This window comes from Lysinibacillus phoenicis (assembly GCF_047238325.1).
GTDB classification, from domain to species: Bacteria; Bacillota; Bacilli; order Bacillales_A; family Planococcaceae; genus Lysinibacillus; species Lysinibacillus irui.
Window position 1 is genome coordinate 1,884,887 of sequence record NZ_JBDFMP010000002.1, and the last position, 20,824, is coordinate 1,905,710.

Genomic DNA, 20,824 nt, shown 5'->3' on the forward strand with positions numbered 1-20,824 from the left:
CGATGTTAAATTGTCAATACAACCTACAATCGACAAATACCTGGAGGCTAAATTAGACTTTAAACATGAATATAGGACTTGTCCCTAACTTTCAACTTTTACTTTAGGCATTGTAAGCTTTTGATTTTCCTCTAATGACACCACAATATTGTCATTTAATAACTGATCCACTACGCCTCCACTTAAATTTAAAGAGGCCATTAATGTTTCTGAATCACCTACTGCCTCTATCACAAAGGGAGCTGGATGTTGTGTACCATCAATTGTTATAACTGGACCATTACAGCGAATATAGGAATTAGCCATAACACGTTGTCCATTGATAGCAATAGCTTGGGCTCCTGAAATTTTCAGTTCATTCATCAACTTAAAAACATGGCTTTCATGGACAATATAGTCATTTGGATTTAAAGATTTCGGATCATAGTCACCATCTTGAAGGGTTATTCGGATTCCCTTCCCTTCACTTTTTAACTCGCCAAGTAATAACCGTAAATCTTCTGCTTGCTCAACAAGCTTTTTATAGTCCTTTTCGTTTGAAGCAAATGATTTTTCATACTTTCTAATTTGTTCTTGTAAAGTATTTAATTCTTCAGTGAGTTCTTTATTGCGTTCTTGTTGTGTTATTAACTCCTCGCGATAGGAATCTTCTTGCTCAAAAAGCTCTGAATCAATCGCTCCTGCTTCCCGGTTATCTTTTGCCTGGTTGTAGGAATAGCCGATAATAAATCCTGTTGTCACACAAACAATTAGTAATTCAAATTGTTTTCTAGTAAAAAAATTCCCTTTGCTATTCTTCTTGTTGTTCATCTTCCGTCACTTCCTGGTTAACCAATTCCCCATCTGCATTCGCTTCCATATCAATGTCTATCTTGTTGTACTCTTCGTTAAAAGGACGATAGTAGGAACCGACCTCTAAATCAATCACGCCTTTTTCTAAGTTGGCAATTTGCGCTACTATAGAAGGGTAATAATTTAGCTTCTCCGCTAGCGTTTGAATAACAGCACGTACTTCATAGCCATCATTCATATAAAGTTTGACTGCATTCGGATTTGCATCATTACTATTCGTGTTAACTTGGGAAATTAAAGCTAAAACTTCTGGCTTTAATTGCGCTAGTTGCTCAACAAGTTTATTAATTGTTTTTTCACCGGTTATACCGATAAAAACTGGTGCATCAATGGGCGTATCATTTCCCGTTTGTTCAAAGCGTTTGCCGTTTTCTAGCAAAGGATAATAAGTACCGTCCCCAGCTAAATACGCAACTTTTTTCCATTCCTTCAGGTCAATCGTTACGCCTTGAAGCCAGTTACGTTTAACATGTACTTCTTTTACCCACTTATCCTTTAATAAAATCCTCTCAATATCTTCCACTTTAAAACCCCACATTGATTTACCAGGCGTAAGTGTACTCGCCTTCACATAATATTCCTCATTCGCAAGCTTAGCACCATTGACGGTTATCTTTTTGATGTTACTGTATGGAGATTGAAAATAAAGGAGTACTGCTAACACAATAAAGAAAAGTAATATTAGCACTATAAATTTCCGATTTGTACGCTTTTTTCGTCGCTTTTTTAGCGTAGGTATGCGATCTTCTATATCGATTACTTTCTCCAAAAAGTACTCCTCCTTTATATTTATTTCGCTAATTGATAAATAATACCTATTATTAACCACATTGTTACTAAAGATGTTCCTCCGTAGCTAATAAAAGGCAAAGTAACACCCGTTACTGGTACTAAACCAATCACAACAGCTATATTCAAAAACGCTTGCACCATTAGCATCGTAACAAGCCCAATAATGGCGTAATAGGATGTTCGATTTTTAGCCTGGACAGCAAATTTATAACCTGCATAGATTGTCAGTACAAAAAGCATTAAAATAACAAGGCCACCAATCAATCCGACTTCTTCTAAAATAATAGCGTAAATAAAATCATTTTGAGGTTCTGGTAAGTACAGAAACTTTTGACGGCTTTGTCCAAAACCATGGCCAAAAATCCCCGCTGGCCCTATTGCCATTAAGGATTGCACTGCTTGGAATCCACTCACTAAAGGATCAGCCCATGGATCAAGAAATGCTTCTATTCGCTTTAGACGATATGGTGCTGTTGCGATTAGCCCTACTAATCCAGCAACTCCAGCTAACATAATCATAGCGTACAGCTTTAACGGATACCCAGCGACAAAAAATAATAAAAACACCGATACAACAAGAATAAAAACAGACCCAAAATCTGGTTGTAACATGATAAGAATGACAGGTAATAGCAAGATGAACCCGTGGCGCCAATTCACAATCATTGTTCCTGTTTTATGTTGCGCTAGTATATGGCTTAAGTACACAATGACAGTTATTTTCGCTAGTTCCGCTGGTTGGATAGTTAAAGGACCTATCCCAATCCAGCTCTGCGATCCATTTCGTACTAGTCCAATTCCTGGGATTAGCACGAGAACAAGTAAAATTAACGAAAATATATAGGCCATTTTCCAAAAGGACTGCTCTCTCAAAATATTTAATCGAATCGTGATTAAAAATACGGCAATGGCTACCACAAAGTATACGCTTTGCTTCATATAAAACGGCATTTTTCCACTATAATGAACAGCACTCCAATAGGTACCTGCAGAATAGACGAAAATAATGCCGATTATTGATAGCATCAAAGTTGTGACGAGCAATAAGTAGCTTTCTTTCCCTCTCAGTAATGCCATCCTTCCAAGTCAAGTATATTCTAAAATAGTTACAGGCTCATTACAGCTTCATTACAGCATCAATAAAAACATCTCCGCGTATTTCAAAGCTGTCATATTGATCCCAACTTGCACAAGCTGGAGATAATAAAATAATATCCCCTTCTGCTGACATCGGAGCTGCATAATGTACAGCGTCTTCTACATTTTGAGCAATGACTGTATGTTCAACACCACACGATTTTGCAAATTCTACAAATCGTAAGCCTGTTTCTCCAAATGCAACAACACCTTTTACATGATTCATACTAGGTCGAAGTTCTTCAAAGGAATGTCCACGATCTAAACCACCTGCAAGTAAAATGATAGGTGCTTGGAAAGCATCTAATGCACTCTTTGTTGCTAGACAATTGGTTGCCTTCGAGTCATTGTAAATCTTTCGACCATTCCATTCACGCACGAATTGTGTCCGGTGTCTAACCCCACCAAAAGTAGCTAAGACTTCTTCCATCTTCTCTTTATCACAGCCTACCAGAATACAAGCTGCAACGGCGGCAAGTATATTTTCTAAATTATGCTTACCAGGCAAGGCGATGTTTGCTCGCTCCATATAGGGTTCACCTTGCCAATAAATTGTTGTCTCATCTGCACTGATGCCGTCTGCCGTACGTCCTTTTGAGCTGAATGGAACTTTTTGTGCATTTGATTGAGCAGCATATCCAACGACAACCGGCTGATCCGCATTATAAATAAAATAATCACTATCATCTTGATTTCGTGTAACACCAAACTTCGCTTCTGCATATTTGTCAAATGTTCCATGATAATCTAAATGTGCATCATAAAGATTCGTTAAAATAGCAACTTTAGGCTTAAATGTTTTTGTCCCCATCAATTGGAAAGAAGACAATTCCGTTACAATAATGTCATCTTCATTAGCCTCTTTAGCAACACCACAAGCAACTGTCCCGATATTTCCAGCAATCAATGGGTTTTTGTTGCCGTTATTTAACATGTCGAATATTAAAGTTGTCGTCGTTGTTTTGCCATTTGAGCCTGTAATACCAATGAATGGTGCCTCACTAATTAAATAGGCAAGCTCAATCTCAGTCCAAACAGGAATGTCACGACTTATAGCATCTGCCACAATGCGATTGCTATAAGGAATACCTGGATTTTTGACTACTAATTCAAAGCCTTCATCAAGTAAATCTTCAGGATGGCGACCACAAATCACTGTTATTCCCTTTTGTAGTAATCCTTGTGCATCTGGACTTTCATCAAAGGGTTTGGAATCATTGACTGTTACAAAGGCGCCAAGCTCATGTAAAATTTCAGCAGCGGCCACACCACTTTTTGCTAGACCTAACACAAGTACTTTTTTATGTTGTAAATCTGTATAGTTTTTCATTAGAACGCCTCCGATAAGACTGCAATCAATGCTACTGCTAGGGCAGTTGACCAGAAAACAAGCACTACTTTCCATTCTGACCAACCTGATAATTCAAAATGATGATGGATAGGACTCATTTTAAAAATACGCTTTTTACGAAGTTTGAAGCTACCTACCTGTAAAATAACGGATAATGTTTCGATTACAAACACTAAGCCGACAAGCAAAAGTAAGAACTCTTCTTTTACTAATACAGATACCATAGCTAAGGCCCCACCTAATGCTAATGACCCTGTATCCCCCATAAATACCTTTGCTGGATTCGCGTTAAATAGTAAAAACCCTAATAAAGCACCTGTTACAGCAAATGTAAAGAGAGCGATATCTGCTTGGCTTTGGAATAGTGCAATTACACCAAACGCCGCAAAGGCAATTGAAGCAGTACCTGCCACTAATCCGTCTAATCCATCTGTTAAATTCACCGCATTGGAGAAGCCTACTAACCAGAATATTAAAAAGGCCACATAGAATACACCAAGATCAATTGTCCACTCTGTAAATGGAATGGCAAGCGTAGTATCAAACGATCCTACATGGAGTAGGAAATAAGCTAGAATAGCAATGACAATTTGACCAATTAACTTTTGTAGAGAGGTTAACCCTAAATTTCTTTTAAAGACAACCTTTAAACCATCATCCAATAAACCTATTAAGCCAAACCCTGCTAAGACTAATAATAGTACTACGGTTTGTGTTGTTAATAAATCTAAAAAGCTACCTACACCAACAGTTGTCAGGAGGATAGAAAGCAAGAAAATAATTCCACCCATTGTTGGTGTACCAGCTTTTTTCATATGTGATTTTGGTCCCTCTTCACGAATACTTTGCCCAAACTTGAGACGACGAAGAAGTGGAATACTAATTGGTGCCAGGATAACTGTTACTATAAAAGCAAGAGCTAAAATGGTAAGTGTTGTTGCGAGTTTCATTGAAAAATCTCCTTTAAATCTTGTTTCACTTTCTTCTTTAAGAAAAAAGCATAAACTTTCATTTATTTATTACTACCCTTCATAATAATAGTGGTTCTTTCCCATTTTTTAAAGGTAAAGTTATATTAGTTCTCCAAATATAAATGGATGGTACCGTCTTGTTTGATAACACTATCCACCTCAGGTAATTGGTTACCAATTTTAGTCCCTTCGCCATGCCATTCTATACGGAATGGATAAAATTGCTTGGCAATATCATCCTTTGTTTGACCGATAAAATTCGGTACCTTCACAGTAATTGGATCACCATAACGATAATCTTTTTCAAGCTGTTCCTTCGATTTTTCAATACCTACAAATGGTGCAACATCCTCAATAATTTGCCCAACAATAGGTGCTGCTACAACCCCACCAAACTGTGTCGTCTTTTTCGGATTATCAACAGCCACATAGACAACAATTTGCGGATTGTCCGCTGGTGCAAAACCAATAAAAGATACGATATATTCTCCACTTTTATAACGGCCGTTTTCAACCTTTTGTGCCGTTCCTGTTTTACCGCCAATTCGTAATCCATCTCGAAAGGCTTGTCGACCTGAGCCGTTCGCGACTACCGATTCTAAAGCACCTCGAACTTTGGCAGAGGTTTCCTCACGGATTACTTGTTTTTTTACAACTGGTTCCGTCTCTTGAATAACTTCCCCTGAATTCGGATTAAATACCTTCTTTACAACATATGGCGTAAAGAGCTTGCCTCCATTTATCGCCGCGGCTACCGCTTGAACCTGTTGGATAGGTGTTACGGCTACCCCTTGGCCAAATGAGGTTGTGGCTTGCTCAACAGGTCCAAAGGCTTCCTTCGAAAATAAAATACCTGATGCTTCACCTGCAATATTAGAACCTGTCTTTTGACCAAAGCCAAAATCTTTAATATACTGCAACAACCGCTCATTACCTAGGCGCTGTCCTAATTCTATAAAGCCGGGGTTACAGGAGTTTTCAACGACCTCTAAAAACGTTTCATGCCCATGCCCTTCACGTTTCCAGCATCGAAGCCTTGCTCCAGCCACCATCGTATAACCTGGATCATAAAAAGTTTCATTCTCTAAATCAACTAGATTTTCTTCCAATGCAGCACTAAGGGTAATAATTTTAAACGTTGAACCTGGTTCGTATGTCATCCATACAGGTAAATTCCGATTATAAATGGCTGGCTCTACTAATTGATATTCGGCTGGATGAAAAGTTGGATAGGAGGCTAATGCCAAAATTTCACCATTATTTGGATTCATAGCAATAGCTAATGCTTGGTCAGCTTCATAGCGCTTCATAGCTTGTGACAATTCACGCTCAACGACCTGTTGGACATCGACATCAATTGTTAACTCAATCGTTGCGCCATCCTCGCCTGCTTTCCAGGCACTTGAAACATTCGGTAAATTATTCCCTTTTGCATCTGTAAATAGACGGATAGCAGAAGAATTTGCCTGCAAAAACTTATCATATTCATATTCAATTCCTGCTAAGCCTTGTGCATCATAGCCAGTAAAGCCTAAAAATCGAGATAATAGTGTACCATAAGGATAATCCCTAGAATAGTCAACACCACTATACAATCCTTCTATCTGCATCCCCTGTAATTCTACCGCTTTTTCATATGGTATATTTTTACCTTCAGGCGCTAACTTCACTAAGTACGCTTTTTTCTGCATTTTTTCTAATAACTTCTCTTTATCTACTTCTAAAACTTGCGCAATTTTTTCGGCAGCTCCTTCAATATCTTTACTTTGTGAAGGCATGAAATATAATGTTGGCGCTAACTTATTCGTTACAATACTTTCGCCATCTCGGTCTGTAATGTGTCCTCGTTCATTTGCAAATGGAATTTCTCGATCCCAATTCTCCTCTGCCTTGGTTGTCAGTTCTTTTTGATCTAAAACTTGCAAAAAGAACAACCTAATCACAATCGCCACTGCTACACACATAAACAACACATATAAAACACGTAAACGATTTTTAGAATGGATAGAAATCCACTTCATTCGACATCACACCTTGTTTTTTACAACGTATGAAATAAAGTGGACTTCTATTCAATGTTATTCATCATCTACTTCTTCAACTTCACCCTCGGAGGCAGCTTCAACGTCTTGAACGAAGCTTTCTGCAGGTGTTTTAAGCTTCACAACGATCGGCGAACTATCTGTGATGACAGTTCCAGCTGATACGCTTTGACTTGCTACAAAACCTTCACCGAAAATCTCCATCTCTAGCCCTGTCATGGATTTAAAAACAAGTAAATTTCGTAAGGACCAATTCGTGAAGTCTGGCAATGTTATATCACCATCCGTCTTTAAAAATACAAAACTACCTTTTACAAGTTTCTTTGTATCTTTTGGATATTGATCTATAACTTTACCACCATCACCCACAACGATTGGTTGTAATCCATCATTCGCTAACTCTACTTCAAGTGCTTCAGCACTTTGGCCAGTATAATCTTGGATACCAACTTTATCCACATGCTGAATATCATCTGGATTGATGTTAAGGTGCTTTAAGCTATTTAACATAACTGGATTAAAGACTTTAGACACTGGTACTGAGCCAAGCTCATTGTTTAACTTAGGTTTTTTCACTGAAACGTACATGATTAACTGTGGATCATCAACAGGAGCCATTCCTAAAAATGAATATAGGAATTGGTTAGCACCCCATGAATAAGAGCCATCTGCTCGAGGAATTTGCGCTGTCCCTGTCTTCCCAGCAACTTCGTAATCCTCTAGTATAAAATCCTTTGCTGTCCCATATTTTGATGTTAATGTGGAGGCAAGAATTTCTCGTACTTGTTTTGCCGTATCAGCTTTAATTGGTTGTCCTTTTTCAACAGGTTCATGATTTTGAATAACCTTTCCTGTTGAAGAATCTACGATACGGTCGATAACATACGGCTGCATCATCTTACCATCATTCGCAATAGCCGTCATTGCTTGAATAAGCTGAATTGGCGTGACTGTTGAACCTTGTCCGTACGTTGTTGTTACGCGTTGAATTGGATATTTAGATAAAATTGTCCCCGTTGCTTCGTTTGGCAAATCAATGCCTGTTTTATGACCGAAGCCAAAGCGATCTAAATATTCAATGAAAACTTCATCGCCAATTAATTTTAATAAATTGGCCATGGCCGTATTCGATGAACGCTGGAATCCCTCTAAATAAGAAATTGTCCCCCACCCAACTTGATTATGGTCACGAATAGTACGGTCGAGTATAGTATATGAACCTGATTGGTAGGGAGCATTCGGTGCCCATGTATTTGTATCAATAGCTGAGGCGAGTGTGAATGTTTTCATCGTTGAACCTGGCTCAATCGTTTCTTCAATTACCTCATTTAGCCACTTCATATTTTGACTTTCACGTGTTTCTGGGTTAAATGTGGGACGCTGTGACATCGCTAAAATTTTCCCAGTTTTAGGATCTGCTACTACCGCGGTCATGGACTCAGGATTATACTCCTGTTCAACCTTCGTCATCGCCTCTTCTAAAAAGCTTTGGATCGTTTTATCGAGTGTTAAATAGATGTCATCCCCATTTTTAGCTGGCGTAATCATTTTCTCGCTATTTGGTAGTAAGTAACGGAACGCATCCGTCTCATATTCAACCTTGCCATTAACGCCAGTTAGTTCTTTATCGTACGTATATTCTAGTCCCATTTCTCCCTTTGTTGTCACCGTGCCATCTTTATTATCCTTTTTCAGTGCATAGCCTATTAAATGTGAGGCAAACACTCCATTTGGATAATAACGTTTTAGGTCACTAACAAATAGAATTCCTGGTAGTTTTTCTTTCTGTATTTTACTCATAACCTCGTGACTAATGCCGCGGCCTGCGCTTCCAAACTCCACTTGATATAAAGGTTTTCCATCACTTCGATAGCGATTGTTTAGTTTCTTAACAACCTCTTCCTCTTTCATTGCTGGAATATATTTAGCTAAAACCTTTGCTGTTTTTTCAGCATCAACAACATGTCTTGGTTTCTTTGGGTCTGTGGTTGCCGCTTCATTTACGATAGCAACCAAGCGATAGCTTAACGTATCTTCCGCAATTACTTGACCACTTTGATCATAAATTTTCCCACGATTTGCTGTAATAACACTTTCCTTACCATACTTTGCTGCTGCTCTCGCTGCAAGCTCTTGTCCTTCTACTTCTCCTGTCGCTTGAATTGTTACCATTCTTGTGAATAATACAAAAAAGAGCCCTCCATAAAAAATTAATAATAGAAAGGCTCCCCATTGGAATCGAAATCTCTTTTTTTTCATTCTCCCGGCACTACCTTTACATTTTTCTCATTTTGAGTTAAACCGAGTTCTTTTGCTTTTTTCCAGATATTTTCGTATGTAGAAAGTTCACTTACACGAACCGTTAAGTCAACATTCTGTTTCGCAATCTCTTCTGCTTCTGATTCGATCTTTTGAATGTCCATACTTGTTGTTTGAATAGCTGCTTGGTTATTTAATACTAGCACTCCTAATACAGCGATAATGCCAACTAAAACTAGTAGCATTGTTTTTTCAAACTTCTGGTTCGTTTTTTTACGACGTATGATAGTGGGTTGTGGACTAGGTGGTGTTATCGGTTGTTGCACTTGTTGATGTTGGTGCTGTTGCCTTACACGAACTGCTGCCATTTACTCACGCCCTTTGTCGTTAATTTTTTCCACCACTCTAAGCTTCGCTGAACGCGCACGATTATTTACTGCCAATTCCTCTTCTGAAGGAATGATTGGCTTTCGTGTAATAAGCTTTAAAGTAGGTTTCATGTCATCAGGAATTACAGGTAAATTTGGTGGTAATTCCGGTAATGATGACGCTTCCTTAAAGATTGTCTTACATAGGCGGTCCTCCAATGAATGGAACGTAATGACACTAATGCGCCCCCCTACGTTAATCATATCAATCGCATCGACTAATGAATCCTCTGCTGCGCCTAGCTCATCATTTACAGCAATTCGTATTGCTTGGAAAATGCGCTTTGCTGGATGTCCACCTTTTCGGCGTGCCGCTGCTGGAATACCCTCTTTAATCAGCTCGACTAGTTGACCAGTAGTTTCAATCGGTGCTAGTTTACGGGCCTCCTCAATTTTACGAGCCACTTGCTTCGAAAATTTTTCTTCCCCATATCGGAAAAATATCCGTACGAGATCTTCGTATGCCCATTGATTGACAACATCAAATGCTGTAAGTGTTGCCGTTTGGTCCATACGCATATCGAGTGGTGCATCATGGTGATAGCTAAAGCCTCGCTCAGGTGTATCTAATTGTGGAGAAGATACGCCTAAGTCATATAAAATACCGTCAACTTGATCGATACCATGAGCCAATAGCTCCTCTTTTAAATAACGGAAATTCGAATGAATAAATGTCACACGCTCAATATAGGGCGCTAATCGAACCTTCGCATTTTCAATAGCCGTCATATCCTGGTCAAAGCAAATTAAACGGCCTTTATCTGATAATTGTTGTACTAAATATTCACTGTGTCCTGCACCGCCTAGCGTACAGTCCACATATACACCATCAGGATCGATGTTCAACCCATCAACAGTTTCTTTTAATAACACGGTTGTATGATCGAACATACCACACGCTCCTTTCAGGCCTTAACCTCATACAACATTTGCGTTGTAATACCTATCAAAGTTAAAAATCAAAGCCAATCATATTTTCTGCAATTTCATTAAAAGATTGTTCAGACTCACTAAAGTAAACTTCCCAAGCATCTTTAGCCCAAATCTCAATTCGATTTGAAACGCCTAACACCACACACTCCTTGACAAGATGTGCATGTTGCATAAGTGTTGTTGGGATATTGATGCGCCCCTGCTTGTCTATTTCTACCTCTGTTGCTCCAGAAAAGAAAAACCTTGCAAATGCACGTGTATCTTTTTTGGTCATTGGTAAACCTTTTAATTTTTCTTCGAGTTTTCGCCATTCATTCATAGGATAGCCAAATAGACAGTTATCGAGACCTCTTGTAACAACAAACGTTTCGCCTAAAGCGTCACGAAATTTTGCCGGTACGATTAATCGCCCTTTCGCATCAACGGAGTGTTGATATTCTCCCATGAACATACTACTCACCCCACTTTATTAAATAATGTACCACATCCCCCCACTTTCCTCCACTTTTTTTAAAAAAAACTTGACATTTTATCGCTTAATATGCAATTAGACCTTTAGGGAATTATCCGACATATGCTAAAGGACATAAAAAAAGAGCTACCCATAGTAGGATAGCTCTTTAAATACTACTTTTTCAGACATCATTCATCATATCCACATGATATCAAATAATCACTTAGGTAAAAAGCACCTGATATTACGTTTATAAATAAAGTAAATAGTGGTGTTTACCGATGCTATAATTTTGCTTTAGCATTTCAGTTATTAACATAGGTCCAAACTCATTGAAATATTGGTATGGATTATAGGTTCTCTCTTGGAAACCATCATTTGGGTACAACTCATTTTGCAATGTCGTGAATTTACGAATAGTCGTTTCATGCTTACTTAGTACAGTTTGTTCAATTTTTTGCTGTAGGTAATCAAATTGCTTCGCATGATTTTCTTGATTTTTCTCAAGGATCTTATCTAAATGCAATTGTTGTTTCTCTAAGTAGGATGCTAGCTCCTCATACTTTTCAGTTAATAATTGCTGCATGTCATGAATTTGACGCTTCGCTTCACTATCCTGAACATCTGCAATAAAGCGTTCTTTCAATTGCAATGCCTTTCCTTCCCAAACGTCTGAAACCGTTAGTTGATGCTCACGTAACAACTGTTCTACATGTCTTGTAACAATTGTGATATGAAGACGTGGTGCAAAAATTGGCATTTGTAAATCTAATACCTTGAATGCATTTTTCAGTGTAGCCCAATAGGCCAATTCACCAGGTCCTCCAACAAATGCTAGGACAGGCAGTGCCATCTCCTGCATCAAAGGACGAGTCACTACGTTATTACTTAAACGTTCAGGGTGCTTTTCTGCAATATCTAGTAGCTCTTTTTGTGAAAACTTGATGTTCGCTGCTAAATTAACAAACAGCTCATTTTTCCGTTCTAAAAGATGACGTTCTCCATCTTCCACATAGAATAAATTGGCTGCTTCAGCTGTTGCCAAAATAGGCTTCCCGTAGCCTGCTTGCTCAAGCTCTTCTTCCTTTTCGGTTACTACTCTAGCAATTTCTTCATTGTTTTGAATAATTTGTGCAAAATATTTACTTTCAAATTGGCGGAAATGGAAGTCAGCAGCATCAATTAACAACAAGCCTTCTTCTTTGAACAGTTGATTCATTAAACAAACAAAGAAATCCGTAAATGTTTCACTATCATTTAATGCGTCCACCAATTGTTTAATTAGCGCTTCCGTAAACTCCGTTTCACCAATATCTCGAACAATTGTGTTAATCAATTGTGTCATCGCTTCTTTGTTTAACGTTGTTGCAGACGCCATCGTCTTACGTCTAGATCGCTCACTGTATGCACGCTTTTTCAGAAGTTCTCCATGAACTGTATACGTGTGATTAATTTCTTCTAAATCATGATCTTCTCCGGCTATCCAAAAAACAGGGATAACAGGCTGTTGCAGCTTTACACTTTGCTCTTTGGCTAATGCTATCACTGAAATAGCTTTATGAACGGAGTAAAGAGGGCCAGTTAAGATACCTGCTTGTTGTCCACCAACTACTACCATAGCTCCTTGCTCTAGTTGTTCTAAGTGTTCGTTCGCTTTTTGGGATAGCCCAAACGGCTCCATAAATTGTCGGATGATAGCTGTTAATTCTTTTTGATCACGGGCATGTTGGGCTAAATGCTTCGCTCGATCCTCAAAAGCTTGATCATTATAATCATATTCAAAAAACTGATGAATAGCAGTATTTGGCGACCAGTAATCTGCTAGCACATGATTTTTTATAGGTACTTGGATAGACTCCAGTTTCATTTATCATAAACTCCTCTACTCACTAAATCATTCTTACTTGGAACGAGAAATTATTCCATTCATACTATGCACATAATCCCAATTCGGTTTTTCCGAACTTGCTCGAAAAATACTTTAGGCAACATAATGTGGATACACCTTATGCCAGAGAACGAGTATCTTAAAAGCTCCCTCTAAGAAGGGTACCCATTCCTGTTCATTCGGTACAAAAACATACAAAAAAATTAAATTTAATGTTTTCACCCAATACTATGCTTCTAGCACTAAGGTGTATAAATGCAATGAATATTCCCATTCATACAAAATGATTTTTTAATAACTATTTTCAATGCTACTATTTTAACGCTTATAGCTTCAACATGAAAAGAAAATGCTTAGACTACATGTAAATATTCTATAATGGATTGAATAACGCCTACGATACAAATGACTACGTATGCTGTACTAAGTATTAAAAACAAAAAACGCCAAATCTTCTTTAATAACGGCCTCACTTCTAGTTCCTTTTTCGTTCGCCAATCAATATATGTAAAAATCATAGCCATCATTAGTGCAAGAATCACTAAAAGTGCTCCTACATTCACACGCCACAACACCCCAATAGCTAAGGGGACCGAAAAAAACAAACACAATGTCGTAACATCAGAGGCTGCTCCAAAAGCATGTGTGCCACGAATTTTAATTTTTCTACCTACGAGATAAACAATAACAAAAAGAACTATTGGACAAAAAATAATGATACTAATCACGATATGTAAAAGGTCTTTCAACTTCTTTCACCGCTCTCCTCTAGTGCAAGTACTTGGTGATATAAAGTACGCAAAGTTGGCAAATGATGACCCTTTGCCAATGCTTTGTTTAAAATGACGCCAACTATTGTTTCAATTTCACTTTTTCTACCCTGCAGGCGATCCGCCAGCATAGATGATGTATTTTCGGCTGTTTTCCTACATAAGTCTACCACATCACCAAAAGATATGGAGTGTTCCATGTTTTCAAACGCTTCAGTAAGCTCTTGATAAATATTTTCCATCAGTAAAAACGCTTGTTTATTTGTTACTAACTCCCCGTTGTTTAATTGTAGTACAGCAGTTAAAGGATTAATCAAACTATTAAGTATGGCTTTGTCAAAAAGCATTTGCTCCGCATTACTAACCATTTCAACTGGAAACAAAGAACAATGTAATTGAAGTAACTTCTCAAAGGTGTGTTGTTTCCCTCGTTCTACAGCAATTTTACACAGTCCTACCCCTCTATGACGAACCGTTGTTTGATCTACCCTTTGAGCACCAAAGGACACAGAGCAAAAGGCAATGTTTTTTTGCGGTAAGTTTAACACTTCCTCAAAATGCGCTAATCCATTTTGCATAAATAGTAACGGCATATCACTTGGTAATAAAGCTAATTGTTTATAGAGCTGTTGCAAATGACTATATTTAACAGCAATCACTAGTAAATCTTGCATTGGAAGAGAAGTCAAATTTGTTGTAGAAACAATATTTTGCACAGTTTTAGTTCCGTCCACGTTGATACGTGTCAACTTTTTAGTATTTAGCTCATTAACCTGCTCCTGTCTTCTCACAACCAATGATACCGATGTACCCGACTCAGCTAAAAAACTTGCTGTTAATTGACCAACTGCTCCGGCACCTATTATGGCCACTTTCATTTTTTACACCCTTTCTATCTCAATGTGTACTGTCCTCTGAGTCACTTCTTATGATAACGGTTAACTAAACTATGTCTTTCACTACCCTGAGATTTCAGAACCATTAAATCAGGCATCGTCATCCACTCAGGACATGGTGATTGAACGCTACAAGTGCTCCTCTTTCGGACAAAAGAAATTTCCAAAGCCAAAATAAAACGATAAGAATAAGGTGCCCTAGATTAGATCTAAGGCACCTTAAATATTGGTTCTTTTATTATACAGGATTGTTTGATTGTTGACGATATACAGAAAGGGTTTTACCTCCAGAAAAGCAATGAATTTCATTGTTTAAAAATGCCTCACACCTGTCACTTTAATCTTTCATCAATGAATAGCCTTGCTGTAGCCATTTCACCAATTTCTCATGCTCATTTTGCAATTCACGATGCTTCATTTCAAGCGTTTGATAAGCCTCAGTTAATTCGTCAAAACTTGTCAATGCCAATTTCAAGTGACTTCGCATAGATTGTTGCGGCTGATTTCGCACAGCTAATAGCGACTGACTATATTGACCACGTAATGTTTTATTCCAGCGGAAACCACATGCTTGTTTTGTACGACCTAGTTCTGCAGCCGCCATTTCAAAGGCTTCTAGCTGCGTTTTACCATTTTGCACATTATGCAAGACAATCTCTGCTAGTCTTTCATCGTCTTCCTTTGTCCATTGATCTTTTCTTTTTTTCAATTCCATAATCTATCACCCTCGCATTTTTTACTACTATATGCAGTAACGAGCAAAATAGAATCATTGCATGAAAAAAGACAGTGATCTTGATTTCCTCTTATCACTGCCTCTATACATTACTTATTATTATTCTTTGTCAAGAAATTATTAACTGCTTGGTGGTGCGCGTCACTTTCCCACAACTTTGCACATGTCCGAACTTCCTCCATTACACGCTCATACATATTGCGTTCACGCCACTTCCGAAGTTCAATTTCTTTATACGCCTTATGAACAGAAGGATGGATTTTACGCATATGTTCAATAAAATCATCCAACGCTTCTTCTTTCGAGCCTTCAAAAACACGCATAGCCCACCCTATCTCATATAATAGCTGTGCGGGATATGGCTTTGCATCTACAAGCATCTTCATCGCACGATCATGGCGTAATCCCCGCTCAAATAAGTATGTACCTCCACCCCAACCACTTGTAATCGCTAAGGTCCCTTGAATAAAGCCACACTTCGCATGACTTGCCACTAGACGAAAATCACAGGCTGTAGCAATCTCACAACCACCTCCAACAGCAGTACCATTTATAAGAGCAATAGTCGGCACCGGCAGTGTTGCAAGTTCATATAATATTTTCCCCATCTTACTTAACATACCAAATGCCTCATCTTCTGTTTCTAACGAATGAAACTCTGATAAATCCCCACCAGAACAAAATGATTTATCACCAGCACCTGTCACTACTAAAAATCGGACATCTTCATGCTGACGAATATATGTAATGACTTCTTGAAGACCATCCATAACCTCATCATTAACCGCATTCCGCTTCTCTTCACGATTAATTGTAAACGTCATAATGCCATCAGCATTATCAATTTTATAAGACATATTGTTACCCCCTTTGTTTCAATGAATAAATTGTATCATACAATTATTTTACTATTGTAAAGAACTTCATAATCAACAAAATATTCCGTCTTTTTAAGCCAACAAAAAGGCTAGTAAAGAGCCATGGTCTCTCTACTAGCCTTTTAAGTGAGCAAACACTGTATTATTTGCTAACTACTTCTTTACCTTTGTATTGTCCGCAAGCTTTGCAAACACGGTGTGATAATTTAGCCTCACCACAGTTAGGGCAAGTTACCATACCAGGTACAGATAATTTGAAATGCGTACGACGCTTTCTTTTTGCAGTTTTAGAAGTTCTTCTAAATGGTACAGCCATTGATGGCACCTCCTTACAGATCGTCTATTCGTCTGTTTGATCAAAATACTTAGCTAAAGCAGCTAGTCTTGGATCCACTTTTTGTTCATCAGCTTTTTTGTGTAGCTCTACGTCTTCATCTGTTGCATAAGACCAATTTTTACCGCCATGCATTTGTCCTTCAGAATTTTCTTTGAACACTTGCATTGGTACCTCAAGTAAAATTAATTCCTCAAGAACTGGTTTCATGTCGATGACTTCACCGTCAATATAGTGAATGTCTCCGTCATCGTCTCCTCGCTTATCTTCGTCAATCCAGCTAAAAATTTCAACTGTCTCAACTTCGATAGGAAACTCAACATCCTCCCACGTGCGAGCACATGGAAGTGTTAACGTCGCTGTCACAGTTAACTGACATGTCATTTGCGATGCACCAAAAGTACATAGCCCTTTTACATGAACGGGCGAAATTGCTCGAATATCCTGGTTTCGCTCCATCACTTCATCCAGCTGGACAAAGGCATCGATTGGCATCCCGTTTTGGCGGTATTTAGATAATTGATGAATTGACCATTTCATTCGTTTAATCACCTCGAGACAACACTGTTGATTATATAATGTGTAAAAATAGATGTCAAGATAATTTCTTGTCACCACTTTAAAACCCACCTATAATTATATACTATGAGAAGTGTATTTGCTCCTACAGTTTTAAATAAAGACACAAATTATAAGGGGGAAAAGCATGCAAGCGGTTGGAATTGTTGTTGAATATAATCCTTTTCACAATGGACATGCTTATCATTTAAAACAGGCTAAAAAAGTAGCACAGGCGGATATCGTCATTGCAGTGATGAGCGGAACATTTTTACAACGTGGAGAACCTGCCATGGTTGATAAATGGACACGTACTAAAATGGCCCTTGCTGGCGGTGTGGATATAGTGATCGAGCTTCCTTATGTCTATAGTACAGCACCTGCCTCCGATTTTGCAAAAGGCGCTATTTCTTTATTAAGCGCTGTTGGCTGTGAGTCGTTTGCCTTTGGTAGTGAGAATGGTTCTATTCAACCGTTTTTGAACACTTTTGAGCTGATTGACCACAACCGTTCTGAATATGACATACTTATTAAAGAAAGCCTTAAAACAGGTGCAAGCTATCCTAAAAGTCTACATTATGCCTATGAACAGCTTTCTCAGAAGTTCCCTGCTCCATACATCGATCTTGCTCAACCAAATAATATTCTGGGCTTTCATTATCTTGAAGCAGCCAAGTCACTTGGGAGCCATATTAAACCACTAACAATTCCTCGCATCGCAGCAGGCTATCATGATGTTTTAAAGGAAGATTCATCGATCGCCAGTGCAACGGGTATACGTAAAGCTCTTGCGTCCACAAGTTCTTTACAGAGTGTGCAAAATGTTGTCCCAGAGTCCACTTTTGACTTTTTAGCTGATTGGTATAATAAATATAACCATTTTGCAAGCTGGGAAAGATTTTGGCCATTATTGCAGTTCACTATAATAAGACATACACCTTCAGAACTCACTCGTTATGCAGAAGTAACAGAAGGTATTGAAAATGCCATAGTGAAGGCAGCCAAGACCAGCAATTCTTTCAATAGCTTTATGGAAAAAGTAAAATCCAAACGTTATACATGGACTCGTCTTCAACGTATGATCACACATATTTATACTGGCTTTACAAAAGAACAGCTTCAAAATTTTGAACAGCCAACCTTTATTCGATTACTAGGCATGAGTTCTAAAGGACAAGCTTATATAGGTAAGCACAAAAAGGATATTGAGTTACCTTTAATTAGCCGAGTAGCAGCTACCAATGATGCGATGTTAGCTATCGATATTCATGCTGCAGAGCTATACAATTTGAGTATCGAACAAGGAACAAAGGATCGCCCCCTACCTAAGGACTATCAAACACCGCCTATCCGTTGTTAACTATTCCAAAAGATTTTTACATCAAAAAACACCCGAACTATTCTGTGAAGCTTTCGTTTCGAAATAGTTCGGGTTTAGATTTTATTTTGGCTGTAGCTGCTTTAAATAGTCGATGGCATCATCTACCGTTTTCACAGGAACGATTTTCATTTTGGTTTTGATTTCTTTTGCCGTTTTTACAGCAGTTGCATAATTAGATTCTAGCTCTGGATATTTCGCCTTCATTTCTTTAGAAATTTCATCATCTGGCGCAAAGAAGATTTCCATGCCATCTCGATCAGCTGCAATAACCTTATAATCAATTCCGCCAATTCTACCTACAGAACCGTCTATTAGCATTTCACCAGTACCAGCAATTGCGTAGCCTTTCGTTAAATCTTCATCAAGAAGCTGATCCAATATTTCAAGCGTAAACATCAAACCAGCTGAAGGCCCTCCGATATCCTCCGTTTTCATCGTTACTTTCGGAATTGTTTCGATAGATTTACTTTCTGTATAAGATATCCCTAAACCTGCTCTATGTTCTTGCGTATTAGGGATTTCCTGCAACGTAATGGTCTCCTGTTTGCGTTCTTCATTACGTTTAAATTGAATTGTTACCTTATCTCCAAGCTGCTTAGGCTTTAAAAGGTCAACAAGCATTTGCTGGCTCGTTATTTTTTGACCGTCAACCTCGATAATTTCATCCCCAGCTTTTAAAATACCGTCCGATGCTCCGCCATCTAACACATTTAATATAAATACGCCATTAAAATGCACCTTTGTCTCTAACCCAGCCCTTTGGAAAGCTACATATTTCGCATTAAACTGAGAATCAGACATTAATTTTAACTGTCGAATATTATATTCCTCATCATCTTCTAAAGGGTTTCGTACTTGCTCCATATCCATTAGTTTTTGATATTTTTGAACTTTTGCCCATAAATACGAAAACGGTGTGGCTTGCTGCATCGCGACAGTCATTAAACTTAATGATCCCAAACTATCTGCCTCTTTGCTATCGACAGTTACAAATTTACTGACATCATAGGCACTTCCAGGTTTCATAATATACGCGTCTAGTCGGTATAACATCAAAAAACAAATCACGACTAACAACACTGCATAAATTCCAATTTTTTTCTTCACTACTAAACACCTCCTAGGACGCTTGCAAAACCATACGTTCATGTTTTTGCCATTCTCACATATATTGATTTTAGCATTTGCCTATGTGAATGACAAAAAGTTGAAACGAGTTGATAACATGTTTGCTACAATTCAAATAGCGCTCTGCGTAATTCTCATTCTCTTACTCTTGTTATTCCCACAAACCGCTCATAGTGGTACTGATTTAGGCTTAAATCTTTTCATGGAAGCACTTTTTCCATATTTACTGCCATATCTCGTGTTAACACAATGGCTTCTGCGTTTAACGGCTCCTATGCGAACAAAAACAAAAAGAGCCTCTTTATACGTACAAGCCTACATTATTAGTGCACTTGGTGGCTATCCAACAGGCGCGACAACCATTGTATATTTAAAAAATAGTGGTCAATTACACACAAAAGAAGCAAATTTTTTACTTGCTGTTTGTCATGCACCAAGTCCATTGTTCGTTCTAGGTTTTGTAAGCCTTGATTTACTAAACAGTAATACGTTTGGATGGTTGTTTTTATGTTTACTACATACTTTTAATATTTGTTGCTTAGTAACAGGCTATTACTTATTTCGCAAAACTGATCCACCTAGTATATCCGTACACAACACACCACTCTATAGTGCTCCTTTTTCAGAAAGTATTAAAGAAACCGCTCCAACAATTCTGTTAGTTGGTACAACCATCATCTTTTTTACAACGATTCAGACCATCGTACAGGAGGGCTTAGATCAGCTAATACCAAAACTACCTTATACGGTCGAACTTTCTATTGCAGCTATCCTCGAGGTGACAAATGGCCTTAAAATGACGGTTACTGCCTTTCCAGACTTTCCGTACATCACTTTATTAGTGGTGATTTTATTAACCATGCAAAGTATCAGTATTCACTTACAAATCTTTGTTATCGCAAAATCAGCAAAACTATCTGTAAGACCTTATATAAAATTCCGCCTCCTTAGCATAATCATTGTGCCAACTATTTATGCTCTATTTTTTCTGAAATAACGATAGCTTTCACTAAAGAAAAAAGAGGATGTCATTTTT

The 20,824-nt window shown here is 38.2% G+C and carries 20 protein-coding genes; 2 read left to right on the forward strand and 18 right to left on the reverse strand.

From position 1 onward, the window contains the following. Positions 1-84 precede the first annotated feature (84 nt). The 17 genes from ABC382_RS11065 to ABC382_RS11145 form a co-directional block, all read right to left on the reverse strand. Entirely contained in the window at positions 85-810 is a 726-nt protein-coding gene (locus tag ABC382_RS11065; RefSeq protein WP_274795867.1) for a DUF881 domain-containing protein, read from the reverse strand. Continuing rightward, positions 791-1,621: a cell division protein FtsQ/DivIB gene (locus tag ABC382_RS11070; protein ID WP_274795866.1), complete on the reverse strand. Its 831-nt coding sequence runs from the start codon at positions 1,619-1,621 to the stop codon at positions 791-793. Before ABC382_RS11070 ends, ABC382_RS11065 begins: the two co-directional genes overlap by 20 nt. Before the next feature lie 20 nt (positions 1,622-1,641). Further along, positions 1,642-2,721 (reverse strand): putative lipid II flippase FtsW, encoded by a 1,080-nt coding sequence (gene ftsW, locus ABC382_RS11075; protein WP_274795865.1) that lies wholly within the window; start codon positions 2,719-2,721, stop codon positions 1,642-1,644. A gap of 40 nt (positions 2,722-2,761) precedes the next feature. Beyond that, entirely contained in the window at positions 2,762-4,111 is a 1,350-nt protein-coding gene (murD, locus tag ABC382_RS11080; protein WP_312506805.1) for a UDP-N-acetylmuramoyl-L-alanine--D-glutamate ligase, read from the reverse strand. Continuing rightward, complete coding sequence (mraY, locus tag ABC382_RS11085) at positions 4,111-5,082, reverse strand: phospho-N-acetylmuramoyl-pentapeptide-transferase (RefSeq protein WP_274795863.1); 972 nt, start codon at positions 5,080-5,082, stop codon at positions 4,111-4,113. Before mraY ends, murD begins: the two co-directional genes overlap by 1 nt. Before the next feature lie 125 nt (positions 5,083-5,207). Further along, positions 5,208-7,124 (reverse strand): stage V sporulation protein D, encoded by a 1,917-nt coding sequence (locus tag ABC382_RS11090; protein ID WP_322611385.1) that lies wholly within the window; start codon positions 7,122-7,124, stop codon positions 5,208-5,210. A 57-nt stretch (positions 7,125-7,181) separates the two neighbouring features. Further along, positions 7,182-9,404: a penicillin-binding protein gene (locus ABC382_RS11095; RefSeq protein WP_274795861.1), complete on the reverse strand. Its 2,223-nt coding sequence runs from the start codon at positions 9,402-9,404 to the stop codon at positions 7,182-7,184. Next, positions 9,401-9,772, reverse strand: a complete 372-nt coding sequence (gene ftsL / locus ABC382_RS11100) for a cell division protein FtsL (RefSeq protein WP_274795860.1) — start codon at positions 9,770-9,772, stop codon at positions 9,401-9,403. Before ftsL ends, ABC382_RS11095 begins: the two co-directional genes overlap by 4 nt. Continuing rightward, positions 9,773-10,723 carry a 16S rRNA (cytosine(1402)-N(4))-methyltransferase RsmH gene (gene rsmH / locus ABC382_RS11105; protein ID WP_274795859.1) on the reverse strand — a complete coding sequence of 317 codons (951 nt, stop codon included), beginning with the start codon at positions 10,721-10,723 and terminating at the stop codon, positions 9,773-9,775. 61 nt (positions 10,724-10,784) lie between these two features. Continuing rightward, a complete protein-coding gene (gene mraZ, locus ABC382_RS11110; RefSeq protein WP_312506807.1) occupies positions 10,785-11,216 on the reverse strand; it encodes a division/cell wall cluster transcriptional repressor MraZ in 432 nt (143 codons plus the stop codon). A gap of 253 nt (positions 11,217-11,469) precedes the next feature. Then, positions 11,470-13,086 carry a bacillithiol biosynthesis cysteine-adding enzyme BshC gene (gene bshC / locus ABC382_RS11115; RefSeq protein ID WP_322604669.1) on the reverse strand — a complete coding sequence of 539 codons (1,617 nt, stop codon included), beginning with the start codon at positions 13,084-13,086 and terminating at the stop codon, positions 11,470-11,472. Between the two features lie 374 nt (positions 13,087-13,460). Further along, complete coding sequence (locus ABC382_RS11120; RefSeq protein WP_312506808.1) at positions 13,461-13,856, reverse strand: DUF3397 domain-containing protein; 396 nt, start codon at positions 13,854-13,856, stop codon at positions 13,461-13,463. Further along, positions 13,853-14,755, reverse strand: a complete 903-nt coding sequence (locus tag ABC382_RS11125; RefSeq protein ID WP_322604671.1) for a ketopantoate reductase family protein — start codon at positions 14,753-14,755, stop codon at positions 13,853-13,855. Before ABC382_RS11125 ends, ABC382_RS11120 begins: the two co-directional genes overlap by 4 nt. Before the next feature lie 355 nt (positions 14,756-15,110). After that, on the reverse strand, positions 15,111-15,488 hold the full coding sequence (locus ABC382_RS11130) for a transcriptional regulator (RefSeq protein ID WP_274795853.1): 378 nt from the start codon (positions 15,486-15,488) through the stop codon (positions 15,111-15,113). 110 nt (positions 15,489-15,598) lie between these two features. After that, positions 15,599-16,366, reverse strand: coding sequence for an enoyl-CoA hydratase/isomerase family protein (locus tag ABC382_RS11135; RefSeq protein WP_322611383.1), 768 nt, complete (start codon positions 16,364-16,366; stop codon positions 15,599-15,601). Between the two features lie 163 nt (positions 16,367-16,529). Next, positions 16,530-16,703 (reverse strand): 50S ribosomal protein L32, encoded by a 174-nt coding sequence (gene rpmF, locus ABC382_RS11140; protein WP_004224819.1) that lies wholly within the window; start codon positions 16,701-16,703, stop codon positions 16,530-16,532. A gap of 24 nt (positions 16,704-16,727) precedes the next feature. Then, on the reverse strand, positions 16,728-17,261 hold the full coding sequence (locus tag ABC382_RS11145; RefSeq protein WP_274795851.1) for a YceD family protein: 534 nt from the start codon (positions 17,259-17,261) through the stop codon (positions 16,728-16,730). Positions 17,262-17,427: 166 nt separating this feature from the next. Between ABC382_RS11145 and ABC382_RS11150 the strand changes: the two genes are divergently transcribed. Continuing rightward, positions 17,428-18,639, forward strand: coding sequence for a nucleotidyltransferase (locus tag ABC382_RS11150; protein WP_412926812.1), 1,212 nt, complete (start codon positions 17,428-17,430; stop codon positions 18,637-18,639). 81 nt (positions 18,640-18,720) lie between these two features. Here ABC382_RS11150 and ABC382_RS11155 read toward each other — a convergent pair whose 3' ends face one another. Beyond that, positions 18,721-19,767, reverse strand: coding sequence for a SepM family pheromone-processing serine protease (locus ABC382_RS11155; protein ID WP_274795849.1), 1,047 nt, complete (start codon positions 19,765-19,767; stop codon positions 18,721-18,723). A gap of 118 nt (positions 19,768-19,885) precedes the next feature. Between ABC382_RS11155 and ABC382_RS11160 the strand changes: the two genes are divergently transcribed. Further along, a complete protein-coding gene (locus ABC382_RS11160) occupies positions 19,886-20,785 on the forward strand; it encodes a hypothetical protein (RefSeq protein ID WP_312506812.1) in 900 nt (299 codons plus the stop codon). The last annotated feature ends 39 nt before the right edge of the window (positions 20,786-20,824 follow it).

Coding starts and splice junctions, on each gene's coding strand:
- ABC382_RS11065 (WP_274795867.1), bottom strand. CDS start 810: ATGAACAACAAGAAGAATAGCAAAGGGAATTTTTTTACTAGAAAACAA.
- ftsW (WP_274795865.1), bottom strand. CDS start 2,721: ATGGCATTACTGAGAGGGAAAGAAAGCTACTTATTGCTCGTCACAACT.
- murD (WP_312506805.1), bottom strand. CDS start 4,111: ATGAAAAACTATACAGATTTACAACATAAAAAAGTACTTGTGTTAGGT.
- mraY (WP_274795863.1), bottom strand. CDS start 5,082: ATGAAACTCGCAACAACACTTACCATTTTAGCTCTTGCTTTTATAGTA.
- ABC382_RS11090 (WP_322611385.1), bottom strand. CDS start 7,124: ATGAAGTGGATTTCTATCCATTCTAAAAATCGTTTACGTGTTTTATAT.
- ABC382_RS11095 (WP_274795861.1), bottom strand. CDS start 9,404: ATGAAAAAAAAGAGATTTCGATTCCAATGGGGAGCCTTTCTATTATTA.
- ftsL (WP_274795860.1), bottom strand. CDS start 9,772: ATGGCAGCAGTTCGTGTAAGGCAACAGCACCAACATCAACAAGTGCAA.
- rsmH (WP_274795859.1), bottom strand. CDS start 10,723: ATGTTCGATCATACAACCGTGTTATTAAAAGAAACTGTTGATGGGTTG.
- mraZ (WP_312506807.1), bottom strand. CDS start 11,216: ATGTTCATGGGAGAATATCAACACTCCGTTGATGCGAAAGGGCGATTA.
- bshC (WP_322604669.1), bottom strand. CDS start 13,086: ATGAAACTGGAGTCTATCCAAGTACCTATAAAAAATCATGTGCTAGCA.
- ABC382_RS11125 (WP_322604671.1), bottom strand. CDS start 14,755: ATGAAAGTGGCCATAATAGGTGCCGGAGCAGTTGGTCAATTAACAGCA.
- ABC382_RS11130 (WP_274795853.1), bottom strand. CDS start 15,488: ATGGAATTGAAAAAAAGAAAAGATCAATGGACAAAGGAAGACGATGAA.
- ABC382_RS11135 (WP_322611383.1), bottom strand. CDS start 16,366: ATGTCTTATAAAATTGATAATGCTGATGGCATTATGACGTTTACAATT.
- rpmF (WP_004224819.1), bottom strand. CDS start 16,703: ATGGCTGTACCATTTAGAAGAACTTCTAAAACTGCAAAAAGAAAGCGT.
- ABC382_RS11145 (WP_274795851.1), bottom strand. CDS start 17,261: ATGAAATGGTCAATTCATCAATTATCTAAATACCGCCAAAACGGGATG.
- ABC382_RS11150 (WP_412926812.1), top strand. CDS start 17,428: ATGCAAGCGGTTGGAATTGTTGTTGAATATAATCCTTTTCACAATGGA.
- ABC382_RS11160 (WP_312506812.1), top strand. CDS start 19,886: ATGTTTGCTACAATTCAAATAGCGCTCTGCGTAATTCTCATTCTCTTA.